The 18503-nt window shown below is 59.5% G+C and carries 16 protein-coding genes; 8 read left to right on the top strand and 8 right to left on the bottom strand.

The window, feature by feature from the left end; all coding sequences use genetic code 11:
• The first annotated feature begins 39 nt into the window (after positions 1-39).
• A complete protein-coding gene (gltA, locus tag AC3IX1_RS08340; RefSeq protein WP_007959044.1) occupies positions 40-1329 on the top strand; it encodes a citrate synthase in 1290 nt (429 codons plus the stop codon).
• A gap of 400 nt (positions 1330-1729) precedes the next feature.
• Here gltA and AC3IX1_RS08335 read toward each other — a convergent pair whose 3' ends face one another.
• From AC3IX1_RS08335 to AC3IX1_RS08320, 4 genes are all read right to left on the bottom strand, one after another.
• Positions 1730-2833 (bottom strand): IS110 family RNA-guided transposase, encoded by a 1104-nt coding sequence (locus tag AC3IX1_RS08335; protein ID WP_489385047.1) that lies wholly within the window; start codon positions 2831-2833, stop codon positions 1730-1732.
• A gap of 883 nt (positions 2834-3716) precedes the next feature.
• Positions 3717-5375, bottom strand: coding sequence for a cation acetate symporter (locus AC3IX1_RS08330; RefSeq protein ID WP_489387814.1), 1659 nt, complete (start codon positions 5373-5375; stop codon positions 3717-3719).
• Positions 5372-5683, bottom strand: a complete 312-nt coding sequence (locus AC3IX1_RS08325) for a DUF485 domain-containing protein (protein ID WP_008052644.1) — start codon at positions 5681-5683, stop codon at positions 5372-5374. Before AC3IX1_RS08325 ends, AC3IX1_RS08330 begins: the two co-directional genes overlap by 4 nt.
• A gap of 240 nt (positions 5684-5923) precedes the next feature.
• Positions 5924-6775: a glycine betaine ABC transporter substrate-binding protein gene (locus AC3IX1_RS08320; protein WP_489387813.1), complete on the bottom strand. Its 852-nt coding sequence runs from the start codon at positions 6773-6775 to the stop codon at positions 5924-5926.
• 298 nt (positions 6776-7073) lie between these two features.
• Here AC3IX1_RS08320 and AC3IX1_RS08315 point away from each other — a divergent pair, with 298 nt between their 5' ends.
• Complete coding sequence (locus AC3IX1_RS08315) at positions 7074-8669, top strand: glycoside hydrolase family 17 protein (protein ID WP_489387812.1); 1596 nt, start codon at positions 7074-7076, stop codon at positions 8667-8669.
• A 139-nt stretch (positions 8670-8808) separates the two neighbouring features.
• On the opposite strand, the gene AC3IX1_RS08310 is transcribed toward AC3IX1_RS08315, so the two are convergent.
• Positions 8809-9177 carry a hypothetical protein gene (locus tag AC3IX1_RS08310; RefSeq protein ID WP_489387811.1) on the bottom strand — a complete coding sequence of 123 codons (369 nt, stop codon included), beginning with the start codon at positions 9175-9177 and terminating at the stop codon, positions 8809-8811.
• Between the two features lie 225 nt (positions 9178-9402).
• Between AC3IX1_RS08310 and AC3IX1_RS08305 the strand changes: the two genes are divergently transcribed.
• Together AC3IX1_RS08305 and AC3IX1_RS08300 are read left to right on the top strand one after the other, a co-directional pair.
• Positions 9403-10701 carry a serine/threonine protein kinase gene (locus AC3IX1_RS08305; protein ID WP_489387810.1) on the top strand — a complete coding sequence of 433 codons (1299 nt, stop codon included), beginning with the start codon at positions 9403-9405 and terminating at the stop codon, positions 10699-10701.
• Positions 10694-11482 carry an MlaA family lipoprotein gene (locus AC3IX1_RS08300; RefSeq protein WP_489387809.1) on the top strand — a complete coding sequence of 263 codons (789 nt, stop codon included), beginning with the start codon at positions 10694-10696 and terminating at the stop codon, positions 11480-11482. The genes AC3IX1_RS08305 and AC3IX1_RS08300 overlap by 8 nt, the downstream gene beginning before the upstream one ends.
• 140 nt (positions 11483-11622) lie before the next feature.
• On the opposite strand, the gene AC3IX1_RS08295 is transcribed toward AC3IX1_RS08300, so the two are convergent.
• Positions 11623-12537 carry a DUF808 domain-containing protein gene (locus tag AC3IX1_RS08295; RefSeq protein WP_489387808.1) on the bottom strand — a complete coding sequence of 305 codons (915 nt, stop codon included), beginning with the start codon at positions 12535-12537 and terminating at the stop codon, positions 11623-11625.
• 134 nt (positions 12538-12671) lie between these two features.
• Between AC3IX1_RS08295 and AC3IX1_RS08290 the strand changes: the two genes are divergently transcribed.
• On the top strand, positions 12672-13280 hold the full coding sequence (locus tag AC3IX1_RS08290) for a TetR/AcrR family transcriptional regulator (RefSeq protein WP_015096199.1): 609 nt from the start codon (positions 12672-12674) through the stop codon (positions 13278-13280).
• 125 nt (positions 13281-13405) lie between these two features.
• Here the strand turns inward: AC3IX1_RS08290 and AC3IX1_RS08285 are convergent, their stop codons facing one another.
• Complete coding sequence (locus AC3IX1_RS08285) at positions 13406-13864, bottom strand: REP-associated tyrosine transposase (RefSeq protein WP_489387807.1); 459 nt, start codon at positions 13862-13864, stop codon at positions 13406-13408.
• A gap of 211 nt (positions 13865-14075) precedes the next feature.
• A complete protein-coding gene (locus AC3IX1_RS08280; protein WP_150757696.1) occupies positions 14076-14516 on the bottom strand; it encodes a GlcG/HbpS family heme-binding protein in 441 nt (146 codons plus the stop codon).
• 268 nt (positions 14517-14784) lie between these two features.
• Here AC3IX1_RS08280 and gcl point away from each other — a divergent pair, with 268 nt between their 5' ends.
• The 3 genes from gcl to AC3IX1_RS08265 all read left to right on the top strand — a co-directional run bounded on the left by gcl (position 14785) and on the right by AC3IX1_RS08265 (position 18447).
• On the top strand, positions 14785-16560 hold the full coding sequence (gene gcl, locus AC3IX1_RS08275) for a glyoxylate carboligase (RefSeq protein ID WP_223447957.1): 1776 nt from the start codon (positions 14785-14787) through the stop codon (positions 16558-16560).
• 138 nt (positions 16561-16698) lie between these two features.
• Positions 16699-17481 carry a hydroxypyruvate isomerase gene (gene hyi / locus AC3IX1_RS08270; protein ID WP_046037664.1) on the top strand — a complete coding sequence of 261 codons (783 nt, stop codon included), beginning with the start codon at positions 16699-16701 and terminating at the stop codon, positions 17479-17481.
• Positions 17482-17553: 72 nt separating this feature from the next.
• Positions 17554-18447, top strand: coding sequence for a 2-hydroxy-3-oxopropionate reductase (locus AC3IX1_RS08265; RefSeq protein WP_489387806.1), 894 nt, complete (start codon positions 17554-17556; stop codon positions 18445-18447).
• Positions 18448-18503 lie beyond the last annotated feature (56 nt).

The following is an 18503-nucleotide window of genomic DNA, read 5'->3' as shown; positions in this document are numbered from 1 at the left end:
GGGTCTGTCTGATGATTTCAAGCATAAATAGGAGGCCACATGGCTGACAAAAAAGCGCAGTTGATCATCGAGGGCGCAGCCCCCGTCGAGCTGCCCATTTTAACCGGCACCGTTGGTCCCGATGTTATCGATGTTCGGGGCCTGACGGCCACGGGCCGTTTCACCTTTGACCCAGGCTTCATGTCGACCGCCTCGTGCGAGTCGAAGATCACCTATATCGACGGCGACAACGGCATTCTGCTGCACCGCGGCTACCCGATCGAACAGCTGGCTGAAAAATCGGACTACCTGGAAACCTGCTATCTGCTGCTCAACGGCGAACTGCCGACCGCAGAACAGAAGGCCCAGTTCGTCGGCACCGTGAAGAACCACACCATGGTTCACGAGCAGCTGAAGACCTTCTTCAACGGCTTCCGTCGCGACGCCCACCCGATGGCCGTCATGTGCGGCGTAGTCGGCGCCCTCTCGGCGTTCTACCACGACTCCCTGGACATCAATAACCCGCAGCATCGCGAAATCTCCGCGATCCGCCTGGTTGCCAAGATGCCGACCCTGGCCGCGATGGTTTACAAGTACTCCATGGGCCAACCCATGATGTACCCGCGCAACGACCTGTCGTACGCGGAAAACTTCCTGCACATGATGTTCAACACCCCGTGCGAGATCAAACCGATCAGCCCGGTGCTCGCCAAGGCCATGGACCGGATCTTCATCCTCCATGCCGACCACGAGCAGAACGCCTCGACCTCCACCGTACGCCTGGCCGGCTCTTCGGGTGCCAACCCGTTCGCCTGTATCGCCGCCGGTATCGCTGCACTGTGGGGCCCTGCCCACGGCGGTGCAAACGAAGCCGTACTGACCATGCTCGATGAAATCGGCGATGTTTCGAACATCGACAAGTTCATCGCCAAGGCCAAGGACAAGAACGATCCGTTCAAGCTGATGGGCTTCGGTCACCGCGTCTACAAAAACCGCGACCCGCGCGCCACGGTAATGAAGCAGACCTGCGACGAAGTGTTGAAGGAACTGGGCATCCAGAACGATCCGCAACTCGAACTGGCCATGCGCCTGGAAGAGATCGCCCTGACCGACCCGTACTTCATCGAACGCTCGCTGTACCCGAACGTCGACTTCTACTCGGGGATCATCCTCAAGGCGATCGGCATTCCAACCAGCATGTTCACCGTGATCTTCGCCCTGGCGCGGACCGTCGGCTGGATCTCCCACTGGAAGGAAATGCTCTCCAGCCCGTACAAGATCGGCCGTCCGCGCCAGTTGTACACCGGCTACGAGTCGCGTGACATCACAAAGCTGGAAGACCGCAAGTAAGCGCTGTCTTGCTGTAGGGTGTTGAGTTGTACCGGGAACGGCCTCTGCTTTTTATATAAAGAGCAGGAGGCCGTTTTTGTTTGTGCGCCTTTTTGATGGTGTACATATCCGTTTCTGCGGTTACGGCCGCTAATGGTTCCGCCCTTATGTATGGACTCGCCCCTACGGTCTACCTGCTTTTCAAACACTGCTACCCGGTTGCATCTATGTATAAGGCCTGTTCGAGGAAGCTGTCTTCGGCTTCTGGCCAACATTGGTTGAGCTCGCGGCATGCCGATTACGTTCAGGCCTCGAAGGCCGGTAAGGGCGCAGGCATCGATCCGCGACGGTCTGACCTGGGGTCAATGTTTTCTAGCAGGGGCTGGAGCGCCTTGGCGCCCCGGAGGCAGAACGCTGTCGATCAGTAACTTGGCGCAGCTGGCCGGCCATTGGCCGGTTGGCTGCGGTAAGTCTGGTCATTTTGTAGCAGCACCCAAACGATTCGAAGGTTGCGGTTCGCCAACCGTATCGCCGCTTCCTTGCGTCCCAGTCGACCCAGCCAACGTTGCAACCGACGATCGTCGGGCTGCTCTGAATCAGGGCGCAAATGCCTCAATACCGCGTGAGCCCCTTGAACCATCAGGCTGCGCACATAGCTGTCGCCTCGTTTGCTCATCCTGCCCAGGCGAATCTTCTGCCCACTGCTGTTCTGCTCAGGCACCATGCCAAAGTAGGCCGCGAACTGGCGTGCATTGGCAAAACGTTCAGGTTCGGTCTCCTTGGCCAAAAGCGCTGTGGCGATGATCGGGCCGATACCGCGCACGGTCATCAGTCGCCGGGCTGTTTTATCCTCGTTCGCGGCGCTCTCCAGGCGACCGGTCAGCACGTTGATCCGTTCGCCTAACTGACGCCACTCGCCCAGCAGCTCGTCTATCAGCTCACGCAATATGTCTGGCAATGGTTGTGTCGCGTCTTCCAGCACCCGAGGCAGGGTCTGACTGATAGCGACATCACCTTGTGCCAGGGTTATACCGTGTTCCATCAGCAAGCCCCGCATCTGGTTACTCATGGCTGTGCGCCGACGGACATAACCCTGCCGGGCACGGTGCAAGGCCTGCATGGCCAGTGCTGTGGCACTTTTGATGGGGACCGCCGCAATTTTGCTGTCGCGCCCCGCACGCAATATGGCCCGGGCATCATTACGATCATTTTTGGCGCCGCTGCGGTGCTTGGCCACAAGTTGCGCCGGAAGAATTCGCGCCAGATTGCCCTGAGCCTGTAGCTGCCGCGCCCATGCTTGAGCGCCTGGGCCCGTTTCTACCAGCACCACTACGGTTGGCGGCAGTTTGCGCAGGAAGGTATGAAAGGCTTCACGCGACTTGATTCGCTCTTCGTAAAGCACTTGGCCAAGGGCATCTTCCCCCGCGACCTGGAATATCTGCTTGGCAAGATCGACTGCCACTGTCGTGCATGTCGATAGATCGGTTGGAGACAGGGACTGTTTAACCGTCGTATTCTTTTTCATGGATTCGCCCTCGCTGTCGGTGGCTTCTTAGACTGCCCCCGTGGCGCATTGACGCCTCGGCGCGGGCGAGTCCATCCAATTACGGCGGGTCACTTGGAAAAGCCCCAAGTAACCAAGGGCTCTTGCCCCTGACGTTCGGTGCCTCGCCAAGGCTCGGCATGCCCTCGCTCCGGTCCTGCTCCGTGGGCGTACACCGCAACAGCGCTCGAGGCGGCCTACCGGCCGGCCTGTTTGCCGGGTTCGTTCGGCTGTGATGTACCTGGTCGACTGGCAGGCCGTCATCGCGAGCAGGCTCGCTCCCACAGGGAGACGAGGATATACACGGATTTTGCGCTCGACACCGCTCCCACAGAAGAGCAAAGGCAGAGCAGCGTACACCCACGCTCTTCACCACTCATCAGGCCGAGCGTTAGCTCGCCTGCAGCTCTTGATCTTGATCCACCCGCCCCCTCGGAAGGCTGAGCGGAGGTGTTCATCCGGGGATTGGCGCGCAGCGCCGTTCGACGCAGTCGAACTCATTGCATGTAGGTCGAAGCGAAGCCGACCGGAGGGCAATGCCCCCGGATGAATACCGCAGCGAAGGAACCCCGAGCCTTAGCGAGGGGCCGTACGTAAGGGGCGAGACCTTTGGTTACTTTGGGGCGTTTGCCAAAGTGACCCGCTGTAAGAGCGGAACCATAAGTCGCCGTTACCGCAGGAATGGATATGTACGCGGTCAACAAAAGTCAGGTCGGCTGTCAGGCCGCCTTCGCGAGCAGGCTCGCCCACAGTAAATCGGGTACACCCACCAAATTCAGGTCGATTACCGCCCAATAAAAAATGCCCCGGTCTCTCGACCAGGGCATTTCCATTCAACACAACTTAAACAGTCAAACCCGAACGCTTAGTGCGAAACAGCACCACTTGCACCCAGGCCAGTCTGCGAACGAACAAACTGCGGGAAGAACAGCGCCCGCTCATTGTCCGCAGCAGTGGACTTGTCGGTAACCGAGAAGAACCAGATCCCGACAAAGGCAATCATCATCGAGAACAGCGCCGGGTACTCATACGGGAAGATGGCCTTCTCGTGATGCAGGATCTGCACCCAGATGGTCGGACCAAGCACCATCAGGCCCACGGCACTGACCAGCCCCATCCAGCCGCCGATCATCGCACCGCGAGTGGTCAGCTTTTTCCAGTACATGGAAAGCAACAGTACCGGGAAGTTGCAGCTTGCCGCGATGGAGAACGCCAGGCCCACCATGAACGCAATGTTCTGGCTCTCGAACAGGATACCCAGACCAATTGCCAGCACCGCCAAGGCGATGGTGGTGATTTTCGAGACGCGGATCTCGTCCTTCTCGTTGGCCTTGCCCTTCTTGATCACGCTGGCGTACAGGTCGTGGGACACCGCCGAAGCACCGGCCAGGGTCAGACCGGCAACCACTGCCAGAATGGTCGCGAACGCCACCGCCGAGATGAAGCCCAGGAAGATACTGCCACCCACCGCGTTGGCCAGGTGCACCGCCGCCATGTTGTTACCGCCCAGCAAGGCACCAGCAGCGTCTTTGAAAGCCGGGTTGGTGCTGACCAGCAGGATCGCGCCGAAGCCGATGATGAAGGTCAGGATGTAGAAGTAGCCAATGAAGCCGGTTGCGTACAGCACGCTCTTGCGAGCTTCTTTTGCGTCACTCACGGTGAAGAAGCGCATCAGGATGTGCGGCAGGCCAGCGGTACCGAACATCAGCGCCAGACCGAGGGAGAACGCCGAGATCGGATCTTTCACCAGGCCGCCCGGGCTCATGATCGCTTCAGCTTTCGGGTGAACCTTGATCGCCTCGGAGAACAGCATGTTGAAGTCGAAGTTGACGTGCTTCATCACCATCAGGGCCATGAAGGAGGCGCCGGACAGCAGCAGCACAGCCTTGATGATCTGCACCCAGGTGGTCGCCAGCATGCCGCCGAACAACACGTACATGCACATCAGGATACCGACCAGGATCACCGCAACGTGGTAATCGAGACCAAACAGCAGCTGGATCAGCTTGCCGGCACCGACCATTTGCGCGATCAGGTAGAACGCCACCACCACCAGCGAACCGCAGGCGGACAGCGAGCGGATCTGGGTTTGCCCAAGGCGATAGGACGCCACGTCGGCAAAGGTGTATTTACCCAGGTTACGCAGGCGCTCGGCGATCAGGAACAGAATGATCGGCCAGCCCACCAGGAAGCCGATCGAGTAGATCAGGCCGTCGTAGCCGGAGGTGAACACCAGCGCGGAAATACCCAGGAAGGACGCAGCCGACATGTAGTCACCGGCAATCGCCAGACCGTTCTGGAAACCGGTGATCTTGCCGCCGGCGGCGTAGTAGTCGGCTGCCGAATTATTACGCTTGGAAGCCCAGTAGGTGATGCACAGGGTGGCACCGACGAAGGCGACAAACATAACGATCGCGGATACGTTGAGTGGTTGCTTCTGCACGGCACCGGTCAGGGCGTCAGCCGCCCAGGCGCCGGGTGCGAATGCTGCGATGCTCAAAAGAGCCATTAGACGGCGGATCATTGCTGAGCCTCCTTGAGAATCGCATTGTTCAGGTCGTCGAACTCGCCGTTGGCGCGTCGTACGTAGATACCGGTCAGGATGAAGGCCGAGACAATCAGCCCGACACCGATCGGTATGCCCCAGGTAATCGAGGACTCAGGGCTGATTTTCGCCCCCAGCACCTGCGGCCCGTAGGCAATCAGAAGGATGAATCCGGAGTAAAGCCCTAGCATGATCGCCGATAGAATCCAGGCGAATCGTTCCCTCTTGCTAACCAGCTCCTTGAAGCGCGGGCTGTTTTGAATCGAGAGGTAAATGCTGTCGTTCATTGTTTTTATCCTCGCAGCACAGATTGAGTTGGAACGGTATCCACTCTATGCGGCTGCGGGGCAGGTTCCAGACGACCTTAGTCTTAGAACCACATGGTGTTTTCGCCAATTATCAGCATGAACAAATAAATGTAGGAGCGAGCCTGCTCGCGATAGCGTCGTGTCAGGCGACTTCTCAGTCAGCTGACAGACTGCGATCGCGAGCAGGCTCGCTCCTACAGGGTACAGCGAGGTTCCTTGTTACTTGGTCCAGTCAGCCACACGCTCAGGGTGTTTGGCGACCCAATCCTTCGCCGCGGCTTCAGGCTTGGCGCCATCCTGAATCGCCAGCATCACCTGACCGATTTCATCCTTGGATTCCCACTGGAAGTTCTTCAGGAACTTGGCCACTTCCGGCGCCTTGGCCTCCAGGCCTTTGCTGCCGATGCTGTTCACGGTTTCAGCCGCGCCGTACACGCCTTTCGAATCTTCGAGGAAGCGCAGTTTCCACTTGGCGAACATCCAGTGCGGCACCCAGCCGGTCACGGCGATGGATTCGTTTTTCTTCTCGGCACGGGTCAGCTCGGCGATCATGCCGGCGCCGGAACTGGCCTTGAGTTGATAGCCGGTCAGGTCGTAGTCCTTGATGGCCTGATCGGTCTTGAGCATCACGCCTGAACCGGCGTCGATGCCGACGATGCGATTCTTGAAGCTGTCGTCGGTTTTCAGGTCCTCGATGGTCTTGGCTTTAACGTATTCCGGCACGATCAGGCCGATTTTCGCATCCTTGAAGTTCGGGCCGTAATCGACGACCTGATCCTTGTTCTTCGTCCAGTATTCGCCGTGGGTCACCGGCAGCCAGGCCGACAGCATGGCGTCGAGTTTGCCGGTGGCCACGCCTTGCCACATGATCCCGGTAGCGACGGCTTGCAGTTTCACGTCATAACCGAGTTTCTGCCTGATCACTTCAGCCGCCACGTTGGTCGTGGCGACACTGTCCGACCAGCCGTCGACATAACCGAGCGTCACTTCCTTGCTGGCGGCGCTCGCCACGGTCGAACTGATCGCCAGCACCAAAGCGGCACCTGCGCCCAAGAGTCGTCGCATCTTCATCGTTACTTCCCCGAAAGTGCTGCGCTCGACGGATGCCGAGTCGCTTAAACGTATTGTTATGGTGCACAGCGCCCCCATCACGCCCATCACGCCTCACCGCAAACTCGTTCGAACATCAGCGGAGTACTGACACTTGCGATAATCAACCTGACGCTCATGGCGACCTGCTCTGCCAGCGACCTCAAGGCATCGAGAAACGACATCAGAAAGCCATTAATCCTCAGCGCAACAAACACCCCCTGCCGATCCGCCCGAACTTTGCATGTCAAAATCATGCAAGCCACCAAGCACGCGGCAAATGCAGGTAACATGCGCCGCTTTGTTCCCACACGGCCTGACCATGTCCGCGACCTCCCGCTTCCCTTTTGCTGCTTATCTATTCGCTTGCCTGCTCGGGCTGTTTGCCCTTGGCGGCTTCTGGTACGGCCTCGGCAAACCAGTGGTCCTGCCGGACGTGGCCAGCGCCACGCACAAGCTGCAATGCGCCTCCTACACCCCGTTTGACAAGGATCAATCGCCGTTTGACGTGCCATTCAACTTGCGCCCCGAGCGTATGGATGCCGACCTCGCGCTGCTGTCCAAAAGCTTCGAGTGCATTCGCACCTATTCCATGACCGGCCTGGAAGCCCTGCCGGACCTTGCGCGCAAGCATGGCTTGAAGCTGATGATCGGCTCCTGGGTCAACAGCAACCCGGTGGACACCGAGAAAGAAGTCGACCTGCTGATCGCCTCGGCCAACGCCAACCCGGATGTGGTGAGCGCGGTGATCGTCGGCAACGAAACCCTGCTGCGCAAGGAAGTCACTGGCGCGCAATTGGCGAAGCTGATCAACAAGGTCAAGAGCCAGGTCAAACAGCCTGTCACCTACGCCGACGTCTGGGAGTTCTGGCTCAAGCATCCGGAAATCGCCCCCGCCGTGGGTTTCCTGACCATCCACTTGCTGCCGTACTGGGAAGATGATCCGTCGAACATTGACGCCGCCCTGCAACATGTGGCCGAAGTACGCCAGGTGTTCGGCAACAAGTTCGCGCCCAAGGATGTGCTGATCGGCGAAACCGGCTGGCCAAGCGAAGGTCGCCAGCGCGAAACGGCCCTGCCGAGCCGGGTCAACGAAGCCAGGTTCATTCGCGGCTTTGTCGCCATGGCCGAGCAACAAGGTTGGCATTACAACCTGATCGAAGCCTTCGACCAGCCCTGGAAACGCGCCAGTGAAGGTGCGGTCGGTGGTTACTGGGGTTTGTTCGATGCCGATCGCCAGGACAAGGGCGTACTGGCCGGGCCAGTGACAAACGTACCGTACTGGCCGCAATGGCTGGCGGTGGGTGGATTGATCTTCATTGGCACCTTGCTGCTCGGCGGTCGGGTTCGCACGACGCGCTCGGCGCTGGTGCTGCCACTGCTCGGTGCATTGGCGGCGTGCTCGATCGGCGCCTGGGGCGACCTGGCACGGGTGACCACGCGTTTTACCAGTGAATGGCTATGGGTCGGATTGCTGACCGCTCTGAATCTGCTGGTGCTGGCCCATGCTGCGCTGACGTTGAGCCCTCGTGGCGGTTGGCGTGGACGGGCTTTCAACCTGCTGGAACGCCGTGCTGGCTGGCTGGTTGCAACGACAGGTTTCGCGGCAGCCGTGATGATGCTGGAACTGGTGCTCGATCCACGTTATCGCAGCTTCCCGAGTGTTGCGTTCATCGTGCCTGCGCTGGTGTATCTGTGCCGCCCGGTGAACGTGCCGCGCCGCGAGATTGCGTTGCTGACATTCATTATTGGGGCAGGCATTGCGCCGCAGCTGTTCCGCGAAGGCTTGCAGAACCAGCAGGCCTGGGGCTGGGCGCTGGTGAGTGTGTTGATGGTGGCTGCGTTGTGGCGCTGCCTGCGGGTTCGCAAGGCTTGATTCTTTAGCGACTCAGCCGGCCTCTTCGCGGGCAAGCCCGCTCCCACAAGGATCTTTGTCGTACACAAATTCTGTGTTCACTGAATAACCCTGTGGGAGCGGCGGTGCGGCGATCCGACTTGCCCGCGATGGCTGACGGTCAGACGCCGCGGGACTCTCTGACCAACCGCAACCCCGCAATCACCACCGCAAACACCGCCAGCGTCGTGTTGTACAACGCCAGTGCCGGAAACCCGAACACCAGCGCCAGCACCGCCAGCCACCACCCTGCCCGCCCCGGCACAACGAAGCCGACGATCGCAGCTGCCAACGCAGCCCAAGCCAGCACCCCGAAGTGAATCATCAGCCCCAGGTTCGAACGCACCTGGCATTCCCAACGATTGGCCTCATCCACGCAAATGCCGACCCACTGCGCATCCTCCATGAAGCCATAACGCGCGCCATAACTGGCGGCAAGCCAGACAGGCAGCAAAACAAGCAGCAGGATCACAGGCAGGCGGCGGGACATGAAACACTCCAATTGGCGAAAAACGGCGGCCAGCTTAATCGCCCTCAAGGGTTTCGCAAGCGATAACAACTGATAACTGGTCATTCAATCGCTGCAAAGTGTATCGTCCAGCTACTATTACTTCGAAAATAAGCCTGTTTGGTGCCGAGGGTTGGCACTTTGGCGCAAATCCGGTGGTCATAGCCTGCGAAATTCATTCGGCACCTTCTTCTAAGGGATTTAGTCATGCTCCGTTCCTTGCGCTTCGCTGCCCTGTTTGGCGGCCTTATATTGAGTGCGTCCGCACTGGCGGTCGACATTGACGCCGCCAGTTACGGCTACCCCCTGACCAACCCGTTCGAGGCGACCATCGCGACCACGCCACCGGACCTGCGTCCGGAGTTACCCCTGGACGACGACATCGATCAGGAAGTGCGCAGCGTCACCTTGCGTCCGGAACGGGCGTTCGAATTGCCGGACAATTTCTGGGCGGTCAAGAAACTCGACTATCGCATTGCCACGCAGGATCACGCCGCACCGCTGATGTTCCTGATCGCCGGCACCGGCGCGCGCTATGACAGTACCCTGAACGAATACCTGAAGAAGCTCTATTACAAAGCCGGCTACCACGTGGTGCAGTTGTCATCGCCCACCAGCTATGACTTCATGAGCGCCGCATCACGCTTCGCCACGCCGGGTGTTTCCAAGGAAGACGCCGAAGATCTGTACCGGGTGATGCAGGCCGTGCGGGCACAGAACCCGAAAATGCCGATCACCGATTACTACCTGACCGGGTACAGCCTGGGTGCACTGGATGCCGCTTTCGTCTCGCACCTGGACGAAACCCGCCGCAGCTTCAACTTCAAGAAAGTCCTGCTGCTCAACCCGCCGGTCAACCTCTACACCTCGATCACCAACCTCGACAAGCTGGTCCAGACCGAGGTCAAGGGCATCAACACCAGCACCACATTCTATGAACTGGTACTGGACAAGCTGACCCGCTACTTCCAGCAGAAGGGCTACATCGACCTCAATGACGCCCTGCTCTACGACTTCCAGCAGTCCAAGCAGCACCTGACCAACGAACAGATGGCCATGCTGATCGGCACCTCGTTCCGCTTTTCCGCGGCCGACATTGCCTTCACTTCGGACCTGGTCAACCGTCGCGGCCTGATCACCCCACCCAAGTTCCCGATCACCGAGGGCACCAGCCTCACCCCATTCCTCAAGCGTGCGCTGCAATGCGACTTCGACTGCTACATCACCGAACAAGTGATCCCGATGTGGCGCGCCCGCACCGACGGCGGCAGCCTGCTGCAACTGATTGACCAGGTGAGCCTGTATGCGCTGAAGGACTACCTGCACGAAAGCCCGAAAATCGCGGTCATGCACAACGCCGATGACGTGATCCTCGGCCCTGGCGACCTGGGCTTCCTGCGCAAGACCTTCGGTGATCGCCTGACCGTTTACCCGTATGGCGGCCATTGCGGCAACATTAACTACCGCGTCAACAGCGACGCCATGCTGGAGTTTTTCCGTGGCTAAATATCTCCTGCTTTTCGCAGCGCTACTCTGCGCAGGCGTCGCCAATGCCGACAACAGCAAAGCCAACGCCCCCGTGGTCGTCGACAGCGACGGCTTCAAGGAGCCGCTGAGCAAACTCAAATTCAACCCGGGCCTGGATCAGCGCGAGTTCGAACGGTCGACGCTCAACGCACTGGCCGTCTACGATCCGCTGGAAGAGTGGAACCGGCGCGTCTATCACTTCAACTACCGCTTCGACCAATGGGTGTTCCTGCCGGTGGTCAATGGTTACCGCTACGTCACCCCGAGCTTCCTGCGCACCGGCGTCAGCAACTTCTTCAACAACCTCGGCGACGTGCCGAACCTGATGAACAGCCTGCTGCAACTCAAGGGCCAGCGCTCGCTGGAAACCACCGGGCGACTGCTGCTCAACACCACCATCGGCATCGCCGGCCTGTGGGACCCGGCCACCGCCATGGGCCTGCCGCGCCAGAGCGAAGACTTTGGCCAGACGCTGGGCTTCTACGGCGTGCCGGGCGGCGCTTATTTCGTCCTGCCGATCCTCGGTCCGTCGAACCTGCGTGACACCGGCGGCCTGCTGGTGGATTACTCGGCCGAGAATGCGATCAACTTCCTCAACGTCGCCGAAGTCAGCTCCAACCATCCGGAAGTCTTGATCCTGCGCGGCATCGACAAGCGCCACCAGACCAGCTTCCGCTATGGCCAGATGAACTCGCCATTCGAGTACGAGAAAGTGCGTTACGTGTACACCGAAGCGCGCAAGTTGCAGATCGCCGAATAAACAAGGCACCCCAAAAACACTGTGGGAGCAGCCGGTCGACGCTCGATTGCTCGCGATGAGGCCGTTACATTCAACATTGATGTTGACTGTTACACCGCCATCGCGAGCAGGCTCGCTCCCACAGTTGTCATGTGTTGTCTTCAGCCTTTCAGGGCTTTCCAGATCTTGCTGACGGCCATCACGCCAATCAACACCACCGCACCCGCCACAATTCCTGCTACTCCATTGAGCAACACCGGCACGATAAATCCGCCACCGCCCGCCGCTGCACCGACACTTTCGATCCAGTGATGCACCACCGGCACACCGTGCGTGAGGATCCCGCCGCCCACCAGAAACATCGCCGCCGTACCAATCACCGACAGGCTCTTCATCATGTACGGCGCCGCACGCAGAATCCCGCCGCCGATGCTTTTCGCCATCTGCCCGGGTTTCTGGGTCAACCACAGGCCGAGGTCGTCGAGCTTGACGATACCCGCGACCAATCCGTACACGCCGACGGTCATGACAATGGCAATGCCCGAAAGCACGATGATTTGCTGGGGCAATGGCGCGCCGGCCACGGTGCCGAGGGTGATGGCGATGATTTCTGCCGAAAGAATGAAATCGGTGCGGATCGCGCCTTTGATCTTGTCCTTCTCGAACGCCACCAGGTCGATGGCAGGATCGGCCACCGCCTCGACCAACTGCGCATGCTCGGCGACATCTTCAGCCTTGCTGTGCAGGAACTTGTGGGCGAGCTTCTCAAACCCTTCGAAGCACAGATAGGCACCGCCGACCATCAACAACGGCGTGACCAGCCAAGAAATGAACGCACTGATCGCCAGCGCCGATGGCACCAGGATCAGTTTATTGATGAACGATCCCTTGGCGACCGCCCAGACCACCGGGATTTCCCGTTCGGCACGTACGCCACTGACTTGTTGGGCATTGAGTGCCAGATCGTCACCGAGTACACCGGCCGTTTTCTTGGCGGCCATTTGGGTCATCAAAGACACGTCGTCCAGCACGGTCGCGATGTCGTCGATCAGCACCAGCAAACTGCTTCCTGCCATGAATCGGGTTTCCTTCTGTAATGAATGCGCAGCAGCATAGCGCGGCATAACGGGTCGCGGTGCATTCTTGAGCGCCGCGCGAGGCCGGTGATACCATGCGCAACCGCCAGAACAGGCAAGGAATCACCCGGTTTATGAGCACTATCCGCGAGCGCAACAAACAACTGATCCTGCGTGCCGCCAGTGAGGAATTCGCCGACAAAGGCTTCGCTGCGACCAAAACCAGCGACATCGCAGCCAAGGCGGGATTGCCCAAGCCCAACGTCTACTACTACTTCAAGTCCAAGGAAAACCTCTACCGCGAGGTTCTGGAAAGCATCATCGAGCCCATCCTGCAGGCTTCGACACCATTCAATCCGGACGGCGAGCCCGGTGAAGTGCTCAGCGGCTACATTCGCTCGAAGATCCGCATCTCCCGCGACCTGCCATTCGCCTCCAAGGTGTTCGCCAGCGAAATCATGCACGGCGCCCCCCACCTGAGCAGCGATCTGGTCGAACAGCTCAATGGCCAGGCCAAACACAACATCGAGTGCATCCAGACCTGGATCGACCGCGGGCAAATAGCCCCCATCGACCCCAACCATCTGATGTTCAGCATCTGGGCCGCGACCCAGACCTACGCCGACTTCGACTGGCAAATCACCGCCATCACCGGCAAAGCCAGGCTGGATGAAGAAGATTATGAAGCGGCGGCGCAGACGATTATCCGGTTGGTGTTGAAGGGGTGTGAGCCGGAGCGGTAGACCGCAGCGCGGCCTTCGCGAGCAGGCTCGCTCCCACAATTTTCAGTGTTGAATTCAAATTCTGTGACCGACAAATATCCCTGTGGGAGCGGGCTTGCCCGCGATGGCGGCAACTCGGGAGTGGATCAGACCCAAATCGCATCCCACAACGGATAGTCGCCAAGACGCTCTACAAGCCCAGCCCGCAACGGGTTGGCCACAACATATCGCGCCATCTTCACCAAATCCTCATCTCGCCTCAGTGCTCGGTCGTGATAACCCTGTTGCCAGAGTGGCCCGTGCCTGGCACTGGAAAGGTTCACCTCCCGCGTTGTCAGTGACTTGGTTTGCCGCATCAAACTACTGAGTGAGCATTTCTCCAATTCCACCAACCAGTGGAAATGGTCAGGCATGACAACCCAAGCCAATGAATTTGCCAATCCTAGGCTTTGTGCCTGCCGAAACTGATGCACCACCAATCTGCCCAAAGCGTAATCGGCAAAAACCGGCTCACGGCGAAGCGTATTGGTGGTCAGTAAATAGATTCGATTGGGTTCGGCATAGCGACCCGTACGCAGGCGATGTGAAGCAGGTGAATCGGACATTCCTTTGCCACTCTCATGATGAAGTCATGAGAAGGCTAGCCCCGGAAATACTGGATGGTCATGCAGGCTTTTAGCTGGATGTGTCCTGTCGATAGCCATCGCGGGCAAGCCCGCTCCCACAGGGTCTGATGGTGTACATAAAATATGTGAGCACCTTCGATCATGGTAGGAGCGAGCCTGCTCGCGATGGCATTAGGTCAGGCGCTAAAGATCAAGCCGCCACCCCCGCATCCGCCACCAACCCCAACGCCTCGATGGCATTGATCGCGCACTGCTCGTCGACATCCGACAAATCGCCGCTGATCCCCACCGCACCCAGCACGTTCCCGTCCTGATCCCGAACCAGCACACCACCCGGTGCCGGCACGACGCTGCCCTGCCCCAGGCTGTTCAACGCGGCGATAAACGCCGGGCGTTGCTGGGCGTCCAGCGCCAGCAGGCGTGAACCCTTGCCCAGCGCGATGGCGCCCCAGGCTTTGCCGATGGCGACGTGCGGGCGCAGCAGGCTGGCGCCGTCTTCGCGTTGCAGGGTGATCAGATGCCCACCGGCATCCAGTACCGCAATGGTCAAGGGTGCCGCGGAGATTGCACGCCCTGCAGTGATGGCCTCGTTGACCAGGTTGACTGCGACTTTCAAGGTTAAAGCGCTCATGGTGCCGTCCTCATTTTGTTTTTCGGAAAGTCGGTGGGCTGCGCGCTTGCGTCGCAGCCCGATGCAACAAATAGAACACAATGAATTATTTTTTTGTATACAATAATTCTCGAAAGGCGCCACATGCGACGAAAAGCCACAGCAGAACCGGCTTCCGACGAATGAAACAAGCGCTTGAGAAAATGGATTGACCTGCGCCGTCCGCCGTGAATACACTCTGCGCAAAGCCACTTGTATACAATTACAAAACGTAAAGAGGCACAAAACCATGAGCAAAATGAGAGCAATCGAAGCCGCCGTTCTGGTGATGCGCCGTGAAGGGGTCGATACCGCTTTTGGCATCCCGGGTGCCGCCATCAACCCGCTGTACTCCGCCCTGCAAAAGGTCGGCGGCATCGATCACGTACTCGCTCGCCACGTTGAAGGCGCCTCGCACATGGCCGAGGGCTACACCCGCACCAAGGCCGGCAACATCGGCGTGTGCATCGGCACTTCCGGCCCTGCCGGTACCGACATGGTCACCGGGCTCTACAGCGCCTCGGCCGACTCGATTCCAATCCTCTGCATTACCGGCCAGGCACCCCGCGCCCGTATGCACAAGGAAGACTTCCAGGCTGTCGACATCACCACCATCGTCAAGCCAGTGACCAAGTGGGCAACCACCGTCATGGAACCGGGCCAGGTGCCTTACGCGTTCCAGAAAGCCTTTTATGAAATGCGCTCCGGCCGTCCAGGCCCGGTGCTGATCGACCTGCCGTTCGACGTGCAGATGGCCGAAATCGAATTCGACATCGACGCCTACCAGCCGCTGCCATTGGCCAAGCCGAGCGCTACCCGCGTCCAGGTTGAAAAAGCCCTGGCCATGCTGGATCAGGCCGAGCGTCCATTGCTGGTCGCCGGTGGTGGCATCATCAACGCCGATGCCAGCGATCTGCTGGTCGAGTTCGCTGAGCTGACCGGCATCCCGGTCATCCCGACCCTGATGGGCTGGGGCACCATTCCGGACGATCACCCGCTGATGGTGGGCATGGTTGGCTTGCAGACCTCGCACCGCTACGGCAACGCGACCATGCTGAAATCCGACGTGGTTCTGGGTATCGGTAACCGTTGGGCCAACCGTCACACCGGTTCGGTCGACGTCTACACCGAAGGCCGCAAGTTCATTCACGTCGACATCGAAGGCACTCAGATCGGCCGCGTGTTCACCCCGGACCTGGGCATCGTTTCCGACGCCGCTGCCGCGCTGACCGTGTTCATCGAAGTCGCTCGCGAATGGCAAGCCGCCGGCAAGCTGAAGAACCGCAGCGCCTGGCTGCAAGACTGCCAGCAGCGTAAAGCCAGCCTGCAGCGCAAGACTCACTTCGACAACGTGCCGGTCAAGCCGCAACGCGTTTACGAAGAAATGAACCAGGTGTTTGGCAAAGACACCTGCTACGTCAGCACCATCGGTCTGTCGCAGATTGCCGGCGCGCAGTTCCTGCACGTCTACAAGCCGCGTCACTGGATCAACTGCGGTCAGGCAGGCCCGTTGGGCTGGACCATTCCGGCAGCACTGGGCGTGGTCAAGGCCGATCCGAACCGTAAAGTCGTGGCCCTGTCGGGGGACTATGACTTCCAGTTCATGATCGAGGAATTGGCGGTGGGCGCGCAGTTCAAGCTGCCGTACATCCACGTCGTGGTGAACAACTCGTACCTGGGCCTGATCCGTCAGGCGCAGCGCGGTTTCGACATGGACTACTGCGTACAGCTGTCCTTCGACAACCTGAACGCGCCGGAACTCAACGGCTACGGTGTCGACCACGTCGCGGTGGCCGAAGGCCTGGGCTGCAAGGCACTGCGTGTGTTCGAACCGGCTCAGATCCAGCCTGCCCTGCGCAAGGCCCAGGAGCTGATCGAAGAGTTCAAGGTGCCAGTGATCGTCGAGATCATCCTGGAGCGCGTGACCAACATTTCCATGGGCACCGAGATCAACGCCGTCAACGAATTCGAAGACCTGGCGCTGGTCGGCGACGACGCACCGACTGCGATTTCCTTGCTCGATTAACTGCTGACCGCTCCCCCTGTGGGAGCGGGCTTGCCCGCGAAGGCGGCTTCACATCCAACAGAGATGTTGACTGATCCACCGCTTTCGCGAGCAAGCTCGCTCCTACAGGGGGCCTTCACACATTTACGGGAGACAACCATGCCGCGTTTCGCAGCCAACCTGTCCATGCTGTTCACCGAACAGGACTTTCTCGCCCGTTTCGAAGCGGCCGCCAAGGCCGGCTTCAGTGGTGTCGAATACCTGTTCCCGTACGACTTCAGCTCCGCCGAAATCAAGGCCCAGCTCGACGCACACGGTCTGACCCAAGTGCTGTTCAACCTGCCGGCCGGTGACTGGGCAAAGGGCGAGCGCGGTATCGCGTGCCTGCCGGACCGGGTCGAAGAGTTCCGTGCCGGTGTCGACCTGGCCATCGCTTACGCGCAAGTGCTGGGCAACACACAGGTCAACTGCCTGGCCGGTATTCGTCCGCAGGGCTTTGACGATGCCACCGTGGAGAAAACCTTCGTCGCCAACCTCAAGTACGCGGCCGACAAGCTGCAAGCGGCGGGTATCAAGCTGGTGATGGAAGCGATCAACACCCGTGACATTCCAGGTTTCTACCTGAACAACACCGCGCAAGCCCTGTCGATTCGCGAGCAGGTCGGCAGCGCCAACCTGTTCCTGCAATACGACATCTATCACATGCAAATCATGGAAGGCGATCTGGCCCGCACCCTGCAATCGCACCTGGGCGAGATCAACCACGTGCAGCTCGCGGACAACCCGGGGCGCAACGAACCAGGCACCGGTGAAATCAACTACCGCTTCCTGTTCGAACACCTGGACCGCATCGGTTACCAGGGCTGGGTCGGTTGCGAATACAAGCCGCTGACCACCACTGAAGCGGGCCTGGGCTGGTTGAAAACCCATAACGCGATCTGACACAGATCCCCCACAAAAAAGCAGCACTCCCCTATTTGCTTGAAGCAGCAATAAAAACAAGAGGACTTTCTCATGGCTAAAATCGGATTTATCGGCACCGGCATCATGGGCCACCCAATGGCGGCGAACCTGCAGAAAGCCGGTCACAGCCTGTTCCTGTCGGCCCACCACGACCCTGCGCCTGCCGACCTGGTCGCCGCTGGCGCCATTGCCCTGGCGAACCCGAAAGAAGTCGCCCAGGAAGCCGAGTTCATCATCGTCATGGTGCCGGATACCCCGCAGGTCGATGACGTGCTGTTCCGTGCCGACGGCATCGCTGCCGGCGTGGGCAAAGGCAAAGTGGTGATCGACATGAGCTCGATCTCTCCGACCGCCACCAAGGCCTTCGCAGCGAAAATCAACGAAACTGGCGCCCAGTACCTCGACGCGCCAGTGTCCGGCGGTGAAGTCGGCGCCAAGGCTGCGACCCTGAGCATCATGGTCGGCGGCGATGCCGACGCCTTCGAACGCGCCCTGCCGCTGTTCCAGGCCATGGGCAAGAACATCACCCTGGTCGGTGGCAACGGCGACGGTCAAACCGCCAAGGTGGCCAACCAGATCATCGTGGCCCTGAACATCCAGGCCGTGGCTGAAGCCCTGCTGTTCGCTTCGAAAAACGGTGCCGATCCAGCCAAGGTGCGTGAAGCGCTGATGGGCGGTTTCGCGTCCTCGAAGATCCTCGAAGTGCACGGCGAGCGCATGATCAAGGGCACCTTCGATCCAGGCTTCCGCATCAGCCTGCACCAGAAGGACTTGAACCTGGCCCTGCAAGGCGCCAAGGAACTGAACATCAACCTGCCGAACACTGCCAACACCCAGCAAGTGTTCAGCACCTGCGCGGCCATCGGTGGCAGCAACTGGGACCACTCGGCGCTGATCAAGGGTCTGGAACACATGGCGAACTTCTCGATTCGCGACAAGAAGTAAGCCCTGCCTGAATCTGGCCCGTTCCCTGTGGGAGCGGGCTTGCCCGCGATGGCATC

This window comes from Pseudomonas sp. KH_046_2, from assembly GCF_057838985.1.
Note: the sequence above shows the minus strand (reverse complement) of the source record. Positions and strands in the feature narration are given on the sequence as shown.

What these genes read in the sequence shown, in the direction of transcription:
- gltA (WP_007959044.1), top strand. Translation starts at nt 40, where the DNA reads ATGGCTGACAAAAAAGCGCAGTTGATCATCGAGGGCGCAGCCCCCGTC.
- AC3IX1_RS08335 (WP_489385047.1), bottom strand. Translation starts at nt 2,833, where the DNA reads ATGAAAAAGAATACGACGGTTAAACAGTCCCTGTCTCCAACCGATCTA.
- AC3IX1_RS08330 (WP_489387814.1), bottom strand. Translation starts at nt 5,375, where the DNA reads ATGATCCGCCGTCTAATGGCTCTTTTGAGCATCGCAGCATTCGCACCC.
- AC3IX1_RS08325 (WP_008052644.1), bottom strand. Translation starts at nt 5,683, where the DNA reads ATGAACGACAGCATTTACCTCTCGATTCAAAACAGCCCGCGCTTCAAG.
- AC3IX1_RS08320 (WP_489387813.1), bottom strand. Translation starts at nt 6,775, where the DNA reads ATGAAGATGCGACGACTCTTGGGCGCAGGTGCCGCTTTGGTGCTGGCG.
- AC3IX1_RS08315 (WP_489387812.1), top strand. Translation starts at nt 7,074, where the DNA reads ATGCAGGTAACATGCGCCGCTTTGTTCCCACACGGCCTGACCATGTCC.
- AC3IX1_RS08310 (WP_489387811.1), bottom strand. Translation starts at nt 9,177, where the DNA reads ATGTCCCGCCGCCTGCCTGTGATCCTGCTGCTTGTTTTGCTGCCTGTC.
- AC3IX1_RS08305 (WP_489387810.1), top strand. Translation starts at nt 9,403, where the DNA reads ATGCTCCGTTCCTTGCGCTTCGCTGCCCTGTTTGGCGGCCTTATATTG.
- AC3IX1_RS08295 (WP_489387808.1), bottom strand. Translation starts at nt 12,537, where the DNA reads ATGGCAGGAAGCAGTTTGCTGGTGCTGATCGACGACATCGCGACCGTG.
- AC3IX1_RS08290 (WP_015096199.1), top strand. Translation starts at nt 12,672, where the DNA reads ATGAGCACTATCCGCGAGCGCAACAAACAACTGATCCTGCGTGCCGCC.
- AC3IX1_RS08285 (WP_489387807.1), bottom strand. Translation starts at nt 13,864, where the DNA reads ATGTCCGATTCACCTGCTTCACATCGCCTGCGTACGGGTCGCTATGCC.
- AC3IX1_RS08280 (WP_150757696.1), bottom strand. Translation starts at nt 14,516, where the DNA reads ATGAGCGCTTTAACCTTGAAAGTCGCAGTCAACCTGGTCAACGAGGCC.
- gcl (WP_223447957.1), top strand. Translation starts at nt 14,785, where the DNA reads ATGAGCAAAATGAGAGCAATCGAAGCCGCCGTTCTGGTGATGCGCCGT.
- hyi (WP_046037664.1), top strand. Translation starts at nt 16,699, where the DNA reads ATGCCGCGTTTCGCAGCCAACCTGTCCATGCTGTTCACCGAACAGGAC.
- AC3IX1_RS08265 (WP_489387806.1), top strand. Translation starts at nt 17,554, where the DNA reads ATGGCTAAAATCGGATTTATCGGCACCGGCATCATGGGCCACCCAATG.